We start from the raw sequence: 16398 nt of genomic DNA on the forward strand, positions 1-16398 counted from the left end.
TGTATGTTAGTTAGGTGCTGATGGCACTATATGAACCCCTGTTTTACTATTAATGATCATTCCCTTGGTGGTAGGCATTGAAACTCCATCTTTTACGAAGCCTCCAATTACCTTGCCAAAGTCAACCCTCGTTTTAGTCTCATTAACGATCTGAGAACTAACAATTTTCCCTTCGTGGAAGGCATCTAACAAATCCTGCGCATTCACATTTAAAATACTTGCGCCTGGCTTGAGATTATTGTGGCCAATAATGTGCTTGCCTTGTTTTCCCCAATGAATTGCTTTGGAGATAGCATCCTTAAAATCCTTAATAGAGCCAAGCTTTCCAAAACCGCCATCAGGCGGGGTTCCCATCTTCGGAGTCGGCCTGTCCAGCAGAATACCACTACTATTAACTTGCCTGCCATCCCCGTAAGTACGGTTGCCGTTCCAGATCTGATCAGCCCAACCTGTAAGACCTGATACAGCTGCCATAACCTGCGAGCCGGAGGGTACCGATGTAGCAGAATTCGTTTGCCATTCATTCCCCGTCCAAGTCCAGGAGCCATATTGATTGGTGACCATGGCACCTTCGGCATAGGTCTTCTTCGCATCCTTGCCTTGTGGACAAGTCGGGCAACGCCCGTCTGTATCCGTCCATTTTGATGGATTATTGAACACGTAATGATATGGAGACCAGCCCTCATAAATATCCGCCATCGGATCCACTACCCCCCAACGTCCCACCTCCGGCATATACATCCTCGCCCCATAATCCAGATACCCACTCCCAACCTGCAACTCTTTCGCATTATACAAATGCCTATTCACCCAATTCTGCACCTTCGGCACCGCTCCATCCCGGTTTATACTCAACCCAAAAGGATAGTAATCCGTCTTCTGCAATACCTTCCCACTCTTGTTAAAAACAACTCTCGCATTGCCCAGATGATCCTGCAAATAATATTCAAACACCAGCTTTCCGTCCCGGAATACTGCCTGGCCTTCTTTTAACCCAACCCGGTACAGATTATTCGCATTGCCGACTTGCCGGTATTCAAATGCGCCTGCATATTTCAGAATCAAAGTATCGCCGGCATATTTATACTTTTCTCCTGCCGCATCATAATCGTACGTAAATGCCTTCGCGCCGATCTTGACAGTTTTCGGCAAATTCAGATAATTATAGGCCAAGGTCGCGCCCCGGTTGCCGTCCGTGGTCATATTTCCATTGGCGTCGTAGGCGTAACTGCTTGCCCCGTTCTTTACGCCCAGGTTACTTCCCGAACCGTCGGTAACATTCGAAAGGCGGTTGCCGGTGTAAGCATAAGTGAGGTTGTCAACTGCCGCACCAGCGCGGACGAGCGTTTTGACGTTCCCATTCTTGTCGTAGGTGATATTTTTCTCGGTATCCAGGTAACCCGACAAACCCGTTGATCCCGTGAGCCTGTTTGCGCCATCGTATGTAAAGCTGAGTCCTTTTGAAAAAGTGGCCTCGTCTTTGCCCAGCCACTGCATCTGGCTGATATTTCCGTCGGTATAAGTTGCACCATTGCTATAAGCAAGGTTGAAACCATAGTACGAAACCTCCGGCCCATTCTCTACTTTTTTGTAAAACGTTTTGCCTTCTGAAAGCCAGCTGCGGATATTGTAAGTGTAAGCCGTTTTGAGTCGGAATTTAGTACCATCATCTGAATGAAACCATTTGCTTTGCAGCTGCCCCAATGCGTTGTACCGTTGGGCAACTGTAACTGCCTCCGCGTTTTTGGCTCCGTTTGTTACCTTTTCCTTTACACTTAAAAGGCGGTCGGCATGGTCATAAGTGTAAGTAGCTACATGCGTATTGATAACATTTCCTGCTAACACCTGCTCGGTTTTCTGCTCAGTTACAACCGGCGCGAGGTCATATTTGTATTGTGTTGAAACCCGTTCGATCGCGCCTGCTCCCAGATCGTAAAGTTCTCTCGCAGTTTGAATAGCCCGGTACTCGCCGTCATAGTAAACAACATGGGTGAGCCAGCCGCCCGCCGCGCCATTTCCAGGCAACATTCGCACCCGGCCGCCCGTTACCTGCGACTTTACATTCGGATTGGTCGATGGATAGTAAGCATTGAAATATGCAAGATTCGCTGCTTTGGAAAAAGCATAATCGTCATAAAAATGGACCGTCAGCAAGTTTGCTTCCGTCGCATTCTTGGGCGCGGTCTTATCAAGCGTATACCCAGCTGAAACGGCATTATTCCGCTCTTCATGATGCTGCGTGTTTGCATCGACGACGATCGACCAGTCTGTCCTGGTCGATGCGGAAGTAATTTCTCCGCTCACTACCGGGCGGCTTTGTGCGTCGTATTTGGTAAAAGCCCACACGCCGCGTTGCTTCTGTCCGGGGTCCCGAGATAGCGACGGACGGTCATATTGGTCGTAAACATATTCCGTTTTACCCAGGCCCGGGACATTTTTCCCAATCATTCTTCCCAGCTCGTCGTAATCATAGGTGAATGCGTGATCGGTTAATGAGGCAACATCCTGATAATTCGGTTGCAAAACGGCGCGAAGCAATCTCAGCCCATCATACACATAGTAAGTAGACAAGGTATTTCCCGCCGCCGCAACTACCTGACGACAGACGACCTGGCCGAGCAGGTCGGTGAATTCGTGGGATACATTACCTTGTTCATCCGTATTACTGACCAAAAGCAGTGTCCCGGCGGCAAACTGGCCCACCTGGACGATCGTTTTCGCAACCGGGTCATAATCATAGCGATTAACCTGGTTGGTCGCATTGGTTTTGTACTTAATGACAGAATTACTACTCTTATTTCCCGGCGCACGCTCTTTACTAATGCGGCTGGCCGGAGAATCTTCATAAAAACTTTCATGATAAGGCCGGCCCAGGTCAGCGGATTGTAACCCGGCAGAATTAGCAGCATACCAGGTTACTGCGTCAGTCGCTCCATTGCCCTGGTAAGCGCCATTTCCCGCAGATACATAAGGCAGATATTGCTTTGGCTGCCTGCCAGCGGCGTCGAACTCATTGGGATATACGAAGTCTTTGCCCGACGGGCTCAGTCCGACCAATACCTTTTGAAGCGGACGGCCCAAACCATCCAGGTATTGCACGTCCGTAACAACCTTGCTCACATCGTTCGGATCAGCGCCTGATTGCTTGTAATTGCGTGAAATAACATAGTTGCGGCTATTGGTCTGTTGCGGGAAAGAGGCCAGCGGAATCAGCAAAGCCAGTAAGATCAGGGTGTATATGTGTCGATTTTTCATCTTTTCTATTTTAGAGAAATTGGCATAATTCATTGCTTTACAATTCTTTGCGTAGAAATACTTCCGTCTCTGTAAGTGAACTGTATGATGTAAAGCCCCGTCGTCAGTTTGGAGATATTGATGGTTCTGGTAGCTACGGAATCGTGCACAAGCTTGCCGGCTGTATCAAAAATGCGCACGCTTGAAATCTGACTGAGATCATTTGTCAGCAGGTTCAGGTTTTCGCCGACAGTAACTGGATTTGGGTAAATCTCAACTTTGTTATCTGTTTCAAAAACGACGCTGCGAATGCGGCTGTAAGCAAAAGTGCTGTCCGCATCGACCATTTTCAGCCTGTACAGGTTCTCCCCCTGATCAGGTTTCTGATCGGTAAAAGTGTAGGCTCGAAGCGAGTCACTTTCTCCCATCGCTTGCTCAGAACCGATATGCAGCCACTTTTTCCCGTCCTGGCTACGCTCGATATCAAACCGCTCGCTATTGGTCTCGCTCGTGGTCGACCATTTTAAAAGCGCAATATTCTCCTGTCTGAATGCGACGAATTCCAGCAATGTTACCGGCAAGGGTGGTTCGGCCAGGAGTGTCGGCTGATCCGCCGCAATATTCCCCACAGGCGCAATCGAGGCACATTCCACTACCTGGCCCGCATAATTGTAGCAATAGGATTTACGGATAGGCCCCGCAGCTTGACCAGACCGCTCGCTTTTGGATCGGTTAAAATTGTCATATTCATAATAAATAACCTTTGCATTTACATCGGCGCTGCTTTCGACTCCTACGAGTGGCTTGTGGTTGAAATTCTCGGATTGTGCCAGCGGAGTTGCTTCAAAAACCGTCCGCTTCTTTAGAAGGTCTGTTTTGCCAATATCTGCGGGGCCGTAATATTCCAGTTTGGTGATTGACCCATCCCGCGACTTGTAAGTGAGCAGGTTACCTCTCGCGTCATAGTTCAGAAATTCAGTCTCCGTCGCCATGATCATCGGTAAAACTGTTCCGACACCACGATCCACTTTTTTGGGCAGGTAGAGACCATTGAAAATGTCAAAACTGACTTTGCGCAGGCTCAGCCCGACCGGTGCTATCTCGGTACCTGTGTATTCAAATACGGATGTCGGGGTGCCGATGATGTTTTTCGCATTCATCCCGGTACTGATGACATCGTTCAAATTTGAAGGATAGGTATAGGATGTTTTTAAAATATTACCCTTGCTGTCGGACCGTCCCCTGATATATAGTTGCCCGTTTGGCCGGTACTGGTAAGTTCTGGTCGCAGATACAGCATTCTGTGCCGGATTTTCCTGATCATAAATGGTACTTACTTCCTGTACCGGCAGGAACTTCTGCATATTGTTGAGATAGGCCGTCCCCTCATAACTATACGTTCGCGTGTTGCATAGCGTTGTTACCATTGCCCGAACAGATCTGGCAGCGCAGTCAGCAAGAGCGCCTACGGTTTCGTACTGATATGCTGTTCTGGAAACAGGAGCGCCGTTTTTTGTAAAAGTTTCGAGAGAAAGCAGCTTCCCTCTTTTAAATGCATTGCTATTGTAAGGCTGGTAGGGCGTCGAGCCCGGCTGTATAAATCCGGCCGGCGCTGAATCTGCATATCCGTTGTCAAAGTTGCTAAAACCGTGAACTTTCCAACCATCGGCAGAAGTCCATTCGATGACGCTGGTATAGCCAATATGTGCCCCCAGGCTGTTTTCCGTTGCGGGCAGGACGGATTGTGTTGAAAAGATCTGCTCGGAAACCGTGGTATTTGGCGCATCCGGTTTTGGCATGTAGTTGGGCCAGTAATACTGCGTTTTTCCACCCATTACACCGCTCGAAAGTAATGTCGTCGTGTCTGCGTTAACTGGATTAAAACCTGATAAATAGAAATATTTTTTCCTGACAACCGGACTCGTCGTGGCGGGATCATAACTGTGAATTTCTTTAATGCGAAGGCCACCTGCTTTCTGGTTCGAGGCAAATGCATCCACCCCTTCCCAGCGTTTCAATTTTACTTCCTTGATGTAGGTATGAGGTTCAAACCAGAACTTCGTAATGCCGCCCGTCGGATATTTAATTTGGGTCAATGCACCCAAACGGTATATATTCTTGTTAGCCGCCGGCGCACGATGCGTAGCTCCATAGCTTGCAACCGCGTTGAAATCAACTGCCGCATCGATTAATTTCCCATTATAAAAGCCCCAATGGTCGGTATGTGATTTACAATAACCGGGCAGAGAAAGCCCTTGTGCAGTAAAATAGGCGAATTCATAAGGCGGAAGCTTGCTCGCATTGTAGCCCGACTTTTCCTGGACTTTTTGCAGCATCAGCCTTTCCGTGGCGAGGTTATTATAGGTCAGTTCAAACTCCTTGACTGTTGTACCGCCTCCATTTTGAACCTGGATCTTATCCAGCTTTCGCCATTTGAGTTTGGTCAAAAGCTGCGTTAATGTCTCCGCCGGATTGTTACACAAACTTTGATTATAAACCGGGTAACAGCAGCTGTGTAAAAAAGTTAGAAAATCCAGCTTGCTTACACCGGAGTTCACGAGCTTGTTGACATAGGTTAAAAAAATATCCTCCCCGTAACGCAGCTCCGTACTTTCGCTGGAAATGAATTTGACCTTAAAATTATCCGCAACAATCTCTTTCAGGTAAATGGGAGATATCAGCTTTCCATTGTACGGCCCATATTCATTAATGAGCGAAGACCAGTTGCTGCATCCAAACAGCGAGCCGCCATTCACACTAGCCGCCTTATTGAAAACCGAGAAATACATTTGGGCTACAAAACTGCCCCTTTCGTAAGTAAAACTGATCGTTTGCCCCGTGTGCCTTTTTATAGATTTGAGATGCCAGGAGTTGCAGACCCAGGTCGATTTACCCTGGCTAAAGAAGTCGATACTGAATTCCATATTGGCCGTTGTTCCGCCAAATTCGTATCTCGTACCCTGCTCATCGGTAATGTAAAAACCCTGAATCGTAGGATTGTATTTACCATTATTAATCTGGTCCCAAAGATTTCCTGTCCAATAAGGAGGTTTGAAAGGAATATCGACCAGTACCGTACTGATTAACTCGACCTTGACCGCCTGGTCACAGGAAACTTTCCACTGCCCGTCATGCCCCATTAAGAACTTGCCGCTCAGGCCAGGCGCATTAAAATTGAACTCGTCCGGTTCCATGTCGAAGGACGGCGCATTGAATCCGAGATTTTCCAGCTTGGTAGTTGAAAACCAGTCTGCCGCACCATAATCCAGGGCATTTCTTACAGGCGCATTCAAGTAGCCTGGTTGGGCCGGAGAGGAAACCAGGCCTTCGTCGGGCCCGTCCCGCACAGTTCTAATCACTGCATAATTGACGGAAAGTCCCCAGTTCATACCAGTCCAGCCCGGATGCATATCTGGCCGGATACCGGAAGCATCGTAATGCAGGGCAACCGGTATTTGTACTGGACCGTCTTCCAGTGTCTGCAATGAAATGCCGATATCCGGTTTTCCAGTAAAAGGAGAAATATTAAAATCTCCGAAAATGCCCAGGTTAGCGCTATTCGGACTTTGTGCAGCTTTGGGAGGTTCCGGAATCTGACCAAATGCTGAACTCGAAATCACTAGTAAGCAATAAATACACTTTTTGAATCGGTAAAACAACCGCATAAAGAAGGCTACGTTTTGATGAATCAATATTTCTATGATCCATTTAGACGTAGCCTTTTAAAAAAGTAACGGTTAGCTCCGAAAATAAAGAAACTTTATTTTTTCAGTAGCTTAAATACCTGCTTACTATCCCCATTTACGACTTCCAGCACATATAACCCCTCCGGAATCGCGTCGGAGGACAAATCTATTTTTCCCTTCTGAAACAAGCCGGTCGCCTTAACATTCGATTGCTGAACCAGTTTGCCATTGAGATCATAAACATGCAGCACTACCAACTCGCCCGGATCGGCCTGGTAGGTGATATTGAATATACCCGTCGACGGATTAGGGAAAGTTGTCCACTCCATTTTTTGGTCAAATACAACAGGTCTTACGTGGGAATAGGCGAAAGTACTGTCGGTATCTACCATTTTCAGACGGTAATAGCGTGCGCCGGCTTTAACAGGGTCCTGATCCAGGAATGCATATTTGCGGCCAGAAACCAGCCCGCCAGCACCCGACACTTCCCCTATCTTTTCAAAAAATCCACTCCGATAAGCCGCATCGCCGATTGCCAGTTCAATATCAAAACGCTCAAAATTCTCCTCCGCCGCAGTTTCCCATTCCAGTATCACATCATTACCTCCTTCAATACCAGACTTTTTACGCGCATCAAATCGGATCAGGTCTACCGGCAATGCAGACGAATTCCCAATAAAGGTTTTCGACAGCCAGAATTCGGAAAACGCTTTCATCTTCATCTCCACATAATAACCCTGATCATAAGGAACGATCGCCAGCTCCCAGGAAGGATGAAACGACCAGCCGCCTTCGGTACTATTTGCCAGGTTTCCGTCTTCTTTCGCCTTATCCCCCCGGAATTTCGAAATTCCCAGCTCGTAAGCATTGGCAGGTTTGCCGCACGAATTACAGCCAGTTGCCGCAATCAGCGATTCTATTTCTGTTTCCAGAAAATACATTCGCAAAGCCACGGAGTCAGAGAAACTAGTATTGGTTGGTTTAATTGTGAAATTTCGGTTGAGGTAATATTGCAGATTCCCGTTTCTCACCGCGCCGGAATGGATAAAAGTCTGCACCTCGGTATTGCCCAGATCCTGTCCGTTTGGGTTCACAGAGGCAACCAGTTTTCCGTTTTGGGTAAAATGAACCCAGTCGTTTCCTCCCGTCACGTTCTTTGAAACCGGCGATGCCAATGTGGCTTCATCATAAATGCTGCCCGCTTTGTCGAAAATGTGGATATCATCGAGCGCAATACCCTCGCGGTGCGTAAAACCGTCTGAAATCATCACAAACCTGATTTTAAGGTCTTCGAAACCGGTAGGCAATGGAATGGAGGCCACATGCCAGCGAATATAGTCCTGAATGCTCCAAGCCCCTTTTCCCGAATAGCTTTTGTTGTACCAGTTCGTACCCTGGCCCTGGCTGCCCAGCCGCGTCCATGCGCCTCCGTTTCCTGAATATTCGAGATACACATAATCGCAGGGATTCGGGTCGCACACTTCAAAATCGAGGATAACACTGAAACTGAGCATAGGCGCCGCAAGTTCCGCAACCTGAAAGCAGGGCGAGTACAGATACGATTCTTCCTTGTCATTGTGGCCGCCAGCCAGGTTTGTTTTCCAGATTTTGCTGCCGCTCGCAGCTTTACTTACCACCGCCGAAATCGGCGTTCCGTGTTCCCAGGAGCTATTAATTCCCTTTGCACTCCAATATCCGTCGCCCGCTTCAAACTTTTCGAGATAAGGGAAAGCAGTGATCAGCGGGGCATTGTAAAAGGACAATAGCGTCGTATCATTTTCCTGGTAACTGTCAGTCTGGAATGCCGACCAAACCTTCACAATCTGACTTCCCAGCGCAGACAAGTCGGCTTTTTCAGCAAATGTGAAGTCAATGGTTGTGCGCCTGGCGATGGAAGGAACTACGTCTGAAACAGTCACGCCATTATTTAACTGATAAAAAACAGGCACATTCACTAAATTCTTGGCTGAACTGTTCCGCAGTTTGACCGTGATCTGTTCCGCATTTCCCAGCCCGCAACTTTCCGCGACAGGTGCTACCATAGCAAGCACCTGAATATCGTCCTCGACGGTATAAATCTCAATATCGTCAAAAGAATAACCCGCGCCACTGAGATAATCGGCCGTAATAGACTTCCCCCATTGCCCAAACCTGACCTGAAAGCTGGATGATAAATTCTTACCATTTGCCGCGAGCAGGTTACTTACCTCTATTCCTGGTGAGGTTTTGTAGCCATCCTGCGCCAGTTTCTGGTTTGTAAACAGATCGTAAGCCTCAATCCAGGTGTCGGTATCGTTGCCGCGAATCCAGACTTTGTTGTTTGGATTCGTTTTCTGCCCATGATTTTTATAGCTAAAATTCAATCTTACATCCTGATCTTCAATATCATATCCCGATAAATTAAAGGTACCGTCGAGGTAATTGGTATTCCCGGCCGCGTAATACCGGCTCGCATCGAGCGTTAGTGCGCGCTGACCAGAATGCGCAAATCCCGAATTCACAAAAGTTCTGATCCGGCCTGCATCGGTATTCGAAGAGAAATCATACCTGCCGTCGCCTGCCAAACCAGCCTGATTCGCCACGATCGTCTGCACCGGAAGACTTTCCATATTATCTAAAAAAGGCAAAACCAGCGGTTCGTTGGGAAGTTGCCAGAATGTTTTGATCAAAGTATCATTCGCCGAAACCTGGTCAGCCGCGCTATGGATATAAACCCTGAACGTATAATCACCCGCTGTCGAAAGGTCTGCTCCTGCCGAAAATGTATGGTCGTAGGTTTTTCCTTTTTCGATAAATGGCGTGATCGTTTCGAGCGGGATCTGTGTTCCGTTCAGTTCGTAGCCTACTTCAAAAGGTACATTAGAATCAACATCGTCCAGGTTTTTGATCCTGATCTTTACAAAAACCTGGTTACTCAGCTGCGAAGACGTATTGTGCCTGCCCGAACCGGTCGGAGTGAGAATGGATTCAATTTTAAGGTCATTATCTGAAATAGCGCCCGCACAACTGCCCGAATCGGGTCTGCGCGAAATAGCTACTGCGCGCCTGCCTGGATGCCCGTTCAGCCGCGCCCGAACTGTTACCACGTGCGTAGAATCTTTGATCATCCCGCTGAATGTATAATTGGTGGCAGTGGTAGTAGCGGCCGAAACCATTTCACTACCTTTCAGGATCATCACCTCGTAGTCTGTCGCGCCCGTTACAGCTGTCCAGCCCAGGGCGATATATCCCTCGCATTGCAGATTGGCGAGCGTCAAAGTTGGGATTCCCAATATCGTAAATGCCTCACTCACACTCTCAGCGCCGGTACTGTTCTGGATCACCCGCACCTTGGCCTGGTCGGTGCGCGTACCTGCGGGAATAGTCCAGAGCAATTGCCGCGTCGGCGCCGCAAGGTTGTTGCCGATCGTAGTCCACGCGCCTCCGTTATTGACACTATATTGAACCGTAAAAGTGCTTGTAGTATTCCCAAAAGCATCCCAATGCACATAAACAGCATCTCCGTCCCGCAAACTTTCGTTGCCGACCGGGTAAGTCAGGGTGAGGGAATTTGGGATGATATCGTAAACCACAAAATACTCCTGACGCGGATTCTGGGCAACTGAGGTGCCTTTTACCGAAATTGTATAAGTACCTTCCGTCGGGTCGCTGATAGTTACCTGCTCAATATTGTTGGTATTGTCAACACCCGTGGTAGCCACCTGGTTTACGCCCGAAGGAGTCGGGTCCAGCAGCCTTGGCAAAGTTGTTTTTCCTTCTTTAATCACTTTCAGATCCAGATCGTGCACGAGGTTTTGGGTGGAAAGTACAGCTGCCGCAGGATCGTTCCAGTACAGCATTACCTTCAATTGCGCCGTATTCGCAGGTATCTGAATATTAAAATCTTTGGTCGTATTATGTTCCAGCGAATCATTTTTAAAGCTTCCCGATTCCAGCATTTTGAGTGATCGCAGCAAATTCAGCCAGCCGAAACCGTAACGGTAATCCGGCCCCTCATTTCCCTTGTCGATCGCGCCGTTTGTTACCAGCGCTTTCAGTAAGGCATTTTTAGGGTTTTGATTGTTAAAAAGCTGCTTGTAACGCTCGGTCAGCAATGCCAGCCCACCCGCCACAGCGGGCGACGACATACTGCTTCCATTTCCATTTCCGTATAGATTCACAGGAATAGTAGACATAACCGCACTGCCCTGCGCCACAAGTTCCGGCTTAATGCGCCCGTCGCGCACCGGCCCGCGGCTCGAACCATTGGCGATCAGGCCCACTTCGGAAGTATAGCCCACGCTGATTGTATTCTTGGAGGTTTGATACCCGCTCAGTACATTTCCAAAACCCGCCGGCATCGGACTGCAATTGGTTAATCCACTATTGCCGGCCGCAAAAACGTGTTGCAGGTAAGGCAGGTCAAACGCTTGTTTATCAATAATATACGAGTACAGATCGTAAGTCCCGAAGGTAGCGCAGGTATTCACGTCGCCGCCGTAAGAATTGTTGGTGATCGTCATCCCGAAATCCTTGAAATATTGCGGTGAATAGGCCAGAATATTTGAATAGCTCTGGACCACGATCGTCGATTTGGGTGCAAAACCAGCATACCGCTCGTTCATAAGTCCCGCCCCGGCCATCGTTCCCATTACGTGCACGCCATGTGCTCCTGCTTCCGTCGGGTTACGGTTAATGATCCGGCTGTTGAAATCAATATGCTGCAAAGGATTTGACTCGTCGCCTATTCCCACCGTAACCCCTTTTCCCGTCAGTCCGCGGCCGCCTGGTAATGTGGAAGCGAGCACATTGGCCTTCGCATTGGTGTAGGTTTTATTGTTTAACCCCTTGTCCTCCTGCGGTTTTGACTGCACATATTGCACAAATGGAAGCCCTGCCAGCTCTTTGATCCGGGTAATCGGAACGCGCAATTCAAGGATCTGGTAGGCATTGAACTGGTCTGAAAGCACCTCAAACGAATTGTTTTTCAGACCTGTTTTAATTTCTTCCAATGAAAAAGACTTCGGATAACTGATCCACACATCGACGGTTCCGGGCGTTTTGATCGCATAAGCAGGGATATTCCCATTGACAAGTGCGGCTTCCATTTTCTGTTCCGGAGTAAGCTCAATAATCGCCCGCGCTTTTGTCCTGGCCAATGCATTTGTATTACCTGACGCTGAAATTGTAGCTGTATAGGCAAAATTGGGAATATATTCCAGGAGCTCGATTCCCTCAGCGCGGAGCTGCTCCCGCTCCTCTGGGGTAGGGATGTTTTCAAACTGAATGATCACAAATGACTTCTGGTAACCCGTAGCAGCAGCTTTGCGAAGGGTTATTGCACCTGAGCTCCGTATATTATTAGCGGGTGTGAAGGATCCGCTTTTCAGTAAAAGGCTATAATCCCGCTTTCCCTGGGAAAATCCATGTACGGAAACCGAGAAAATAATAGCAATTGTAAGGTAGAGTTGGGGCCATTTCATAACAATTCAAATAAAAAATATAAGGTAATTCTACCGTATTTGGCAAAGCTTTACAAATAAATTCGGTTTAAATTTTGCAACCTAATTGGGATATTGCACAACTGCTTCTACGCAGAACTGAGTTACGTAATCCCGGCGTCTACATACTATACGGCGGATTGTGCATTTGGTCACATTAAAATTTTGCAATTGCCTGAACGCTCGGCTAACTTAGCGGCCTCACATTAGTGCCTGCCGGCAGCAAATATGGATTTATACGGTTTAATCGGTTACCCACTCACCCACTCGTTTTCGAAAAGATATTTCACAGATAAGTTCGTGCGCGAAAAGATCAAGGAGAGCAGTTACGAATTATTTGAAATGAAATCACTCGAAGACCTTCCGAAACTGCTGGCGAAAAAAACGGACTTGCGGGGACTGAATGTGACGATTCCGCACAAGCGGGATGTGATCGCTTATCTGGACGATCTAGACGACGCATCAGCCGAGCGGATCGGCGCAGTGAACACGATCAAAATATATGCCGACGGCAGTACAAAAGGCTTTAATACAGACTACTACGGTTTCAGACAATCGCTGGTAGAGTGGGTCGACAAGCGGGGAGAATCTTGCAGCAATTTAAAGGCGCTGGTATTGGGAAATGGCGGTGCGGCTAAGGCGGTAGTGGTTGCGCTGCGCGATCTGCACGTAGAATTCCAGCTCGTTTCCCGGCAAAAAAGCAGCGAGTCACTGCTTTACGAAGAACTGACTGAAGAGATCGTGAGCCAGCATTTGCTTATTATCAACACAACTCCGCTCGGTACTTTTCCAAATACAGAAGAATGCCCGGACCTGAATTATCAATGGGTCACAAGACGGCACTTTATGTACGATCTGGTTTATAATCCAGCGGAAACATTGTTTCTGAAAAACAGTGCAGAAAGAGGCGCAGCAGTTCAGAATGGATTGAAAATGTTACAGTTGCAGGCAGAAAAAGCCTGGGAAATCTGGACAAACGAGGAGAATCTTTGGAGCGTCTAGCTATTTGAATAGTAGGTCCAAAGGTCGTTTTCCACCTTTTCAGAGTAGGTTAAAGTGCCTTTCGGCACGGGGGCGATCGTTCCTTTACCTATTGTTTTTTTCGCCTGGCATCTTCTGATCTCGTCCCAGAGTCCCGATTGTAAGAATGCGTTGATCACGGTAGTGCCGCCTTCCACAAAAACCGAATGTATCTTGCGCTTCCATAGTTCTTCCAGCATGTCCCCTATTTCATTTTCTCCCGAAGAAATCTTTAAATAGCTCACTGCTTTCGTGTCCGAATATCGCTCCGGTTCGGCAGGAGATTTTGTTTCTTCCAAAAAATTAACAACGATCGTCGCTTGGGAGTTATCGAACAGGTTGAGCGTTTCGGGCAGCTGTAAATAACGGTCCAGCACGATCCTGACCGGATCTCGTCCTGCCCAATGCCTGACATTCAATCGCGGGTTGTCGGCAAGCGCAGTTTTAAAACCCACCAGTATTACATCCTCTTCCGTTCTCCATTTGTGAACGCGCATATTGGAAAGTGCGCCGCTGATCGCCACCGGCGGACCGTCTGAATACCCCAGAAAACCATCGGCCGTTTCTGCCCATTTCAGGATTACATAAGGCCGCTGCCGCGTCATAGCATTGAAAAACCGCTTGTTCAGCGCAAGACCTTCTTCATTTAAAACCTGTGTGATCACTTCAATACCGGCATCGGCCAGCTTTTGTATTCCCCGGCCGGATACCAGAGGATTAGGGTCCGTATTACAGATTACGACCCGTTTCAATTTGTGGCGGATCAGCAGATCTGCGCAGGGAGGCGTTTTTCCGATATGCGAGCAGGGTTCGAGCGTCACATAGGCGGTAGCTTCCGACAAAAGAGCTGCATTTCCCTTGTGCTTTGCATCTTCCACCGCCCACACTTCTGCATGCGGCCCGCCGTAATGCCGGTGCCAGCCTTCGCCGATGATCGTCTCATTATGTACGATCACACAGCCAACCATCGGATTAGGACTTACATTTCCCCTGCCGTATTCTGCAAGCTGTAAGGCCCTGCGCATCCATTGAATATCAGTCTCCATCGGGCAAAAATACAAACGTCCTTGTAAACACAGTTTTCGGGAGTTGCCATAATTTGCTAACTTTCCGACATTGCTTTAAAAACCATTGGAAATGACTTCGGCACGCCAGCTATATTTATATATTGTCAAAAAAATAACGGTATATCCCGAAAAAGAATCGCAGGCAATAACATTCATGTTGCTTGAACATTACATGCGGCTTCGCAACATTGATGTGCTGGTCGACCGCCCGATCGCGGACAATGCGGCCCAGCCTGATTGGGACAATATCATAGCCCGGCTTAACAATAACGAGCCTGTTCAGCATATCATCGGTTCCACGGAGTTTTGCGGGCTCGAATTCCGCGTTTCTTCTTCGGTACTGATCCCGCGTCCCGAAACGGAGGAACTGGTAAGAATGGTCACCAGAGATTACGCTGAGCCAGACAAGGATATCACGATCCTGGATATTGGCACGGGCAGCGGCTGTATTGCTATTGTACTCGCGCGTTTTCTGCCGCACGTTTCCGTACATGCCTGGGACGTTTCCGACGAGGCATTGAAAGTAGCCCAGGAAAATGCCCGCCAGCTGATCGCAGACGTCACTTTTGCGAAGCAGGATATGCTGAATATGACCCTGCCTTTGCCGGGTAGTATCCCTCAGTTTGACTGCCTGGTAAGTAACCCGCCTTACGTGACTTACTCGGAGCAGGAGCATATGCGCCCCAATGTATTGCGTTTTGAGCCTCACGAGGCACTTTTTGTAGAAGACAGCGATCCGCTCCTTTTTTACAAGGCGATCGCCGATTTTGGAACCCATTACCTGAAATCAAATGGGAAATGCTACGTGGAGATCAACGAGCATTTTGGCTCCGAAACTAAGAAAGTGTTTGAGGAAAGAAATTACCGCAATGTTGAGATCCTGAGAGATATCAACGGAAAAGACCGGTTTGTGAGAGCGATCTGGGGCTGAGACCTGCCTAAAACGACACTACTAAATGTATATAGAAAAAATTAAGGAAGTGCTCGACGAAATGGGCAAGGTAGTGGTGGGACAGGATAAACTCCTGAACCGGCTGCTGATAGGTCTGTTCACCGGCGGCCATATTTTGCTGGAAGGCGTGCCGGGATTAGCCAAAACATTGACTATCAATGTAATGGCCAAAGTACTCCACCTCGATTTCAAACGCATTCAGTTCACGCCCGACCTGCTGCCAGCCGATTTGATCGGTACGATGATCTATAAACCGAAAATCGGTGATTATGAGGTCAAAAAGGGACCTATCTTCTCAAATCTGATCCTGGCTGATGAAGTGAACCGCTCGCCGGCAAAAGTGCAGTCGGCGCTGCTGGAAGCGATGCAGGAAAAGCAGGTGACGATCGGTGACGAAACCTATTTACTCGACCGCCCATTCGTAGTACTTGCCACCCAAAACCCTGTGGAACAAGAAGGTACGTATCCACTTCCGGAAGCGCAGATCGACCGGTTTATGATGAAAGTGTACGTCGATTATCTGGATAAAGCGAAGGAACTGGAAGTAATGCGGCGGATGTCAGATATCAATTACGAGTACCAGATCCGGCCGATATTGAACAAAGAAGACATTTTTGCGATCCGCGATAATGTGAACAAAGTAAATATTTCTGATACTCTCGAACGGTACATTATCGAACTTGTATTCGCTACCCGCCGCCCGCTGGATTATGGTTTGCGGGACGAAGCGCGTTATATTCAGTTCGGAGTTTCTCCCCGCGCAACAATCTACCTTAACCGCGCGGCCAAGGCGCTGGCTTATCTGGAAGGCCGGGATTACGTTTTGCCCGAAGATATCAAAGAGCTCGCGCCCGATATTATGAACCACCGGATCCTGCTCAATTACGAAGCCGAGGCCGACGGTGTCCGCACGATGACTATTATTGATTCTATACTTAGAAAAGTGGCGATCGGTTGAT

General features: G+C 48.1%; 7 protein-coding genes. 3 read left to right on the forward strand and 4 right to left on the reverse strand.

Features of this window, described 5'->3' with window-relative positions:
* Nucleotides 1-6: 6 nt before the first annotated feature.
* The 3 genes from KOD92_RS14285 to KOD92_RS14295 form a co-directional block, all read right to left on the reverse strand.
* Nucleotides 7-3255 carry a DUF6443 domain-containing protein gene (locus KOD92_RS14285; protein WP_215234228.1) on the reverse strand — a complete coding sequence of 1083 codons (3249 nt, stop codon included), beginning with the start codon at nucleotides 3253-3255 and terminating at the stop codon, nucleotides 7-9.
* 29 nt (nucleotides 3256-3284) lie between these two features.
* Complete coding sequence (locus KOD92_RS14290; protein ID WP_215234229.1) at nucleotides 3285-6854, reverse strand: T9SS type A sorting domain-containing protein; 3570 nt, start codon at nucleotides 6852-6854, stop codon at nucleotides 3285-3287.
* 140 nt (nucleotides 6855-6994) lie between these two features.
* Nucleotides 6995-12382: a S8 family serine peptidase gene (locus tag KOD92_RS14295; protein WP_215234230.1), complete on the reverse strand. Its 5388-nt coding sequence runs from the start codon at nucleotides 12380-12382 to the stop codon at nucleotides 6995-6997.
* 246 nt (nucleotides 12383-12628) lie between these two features.
* Here KOD92_RS14295 and KOD92_RS14300 point away from each other — a divergent pair, with 246 nt between their 5' ends.
* Entirely contained in the window at nucleotides 12629-13402 is a 774-nt protein-coding gene (locus KOD92_RS14300) for a shikimate dehydrogenase family protein (protein ID WP_215234231.1), read from the forward strand.
* Here the strand turns inward: KOD92_RS14300 and ribD are convergent.
* Nucleotides 13399-14466, reverse strand: coding sequence for a bifunctional diaminohydroxyphosphoribosylaminopyrimidine deaminase/5-amino-6-(5-phosphoribosylamino)uracil reductase RibD (ribD, locus tag KOD92_RS14305; RefSeq protein ID WP_215234232.1), 1068 nt, complete (start codon nucleotides 14464-14466; stop codon nucleotides 13399-13401). The genes KOD92_RS14300 and ribD overlap by 4 nt on opposite strands.
* 91 nt (nucleotides 14467-14557) lie before the next feature.
* On the opposite strand from ribD, the gene prmC reads away from it, so the two are divergent.
* Both prmC and KOD92_RS14315 read left to right on the forward strand, forming a co-directional pair.
* Complete coding sequence (gene prmC, locus KOD92_RS14310; RefSeq protein ID WP_215234233.1) at nucleotides 14558-15418, forward strand: peptide chain release factor N(5)-glutamine methyltransferase; 861 nt, start codon at nucleotides 14558-14560, stop codon at nucleotides 15416-15418.
* A gap of 25 nt (nucleotides 15419-15443) precedes the next feature.
* A complete protein-coding gene (locus KOD92_RS14315; protein WP_215234234.1) occupies nucleotides 15444-16397 on the forward strand; it encodes an AAA family ATPase in 954 nt (317 codons plus the stop codon).
* Nucleotide 16398 lies beyond the last annotated feature (1 nt).

Origin of the sequence: Dyadobacter linearis (assembly GCF_907165045.1) — a bacterium.
Lineage (GTDB): Bacteria > Bacteroidota > Bacteroidia > Cytophagales > Spirosomataceae > Dyadobacter > Dyadobacter linearis.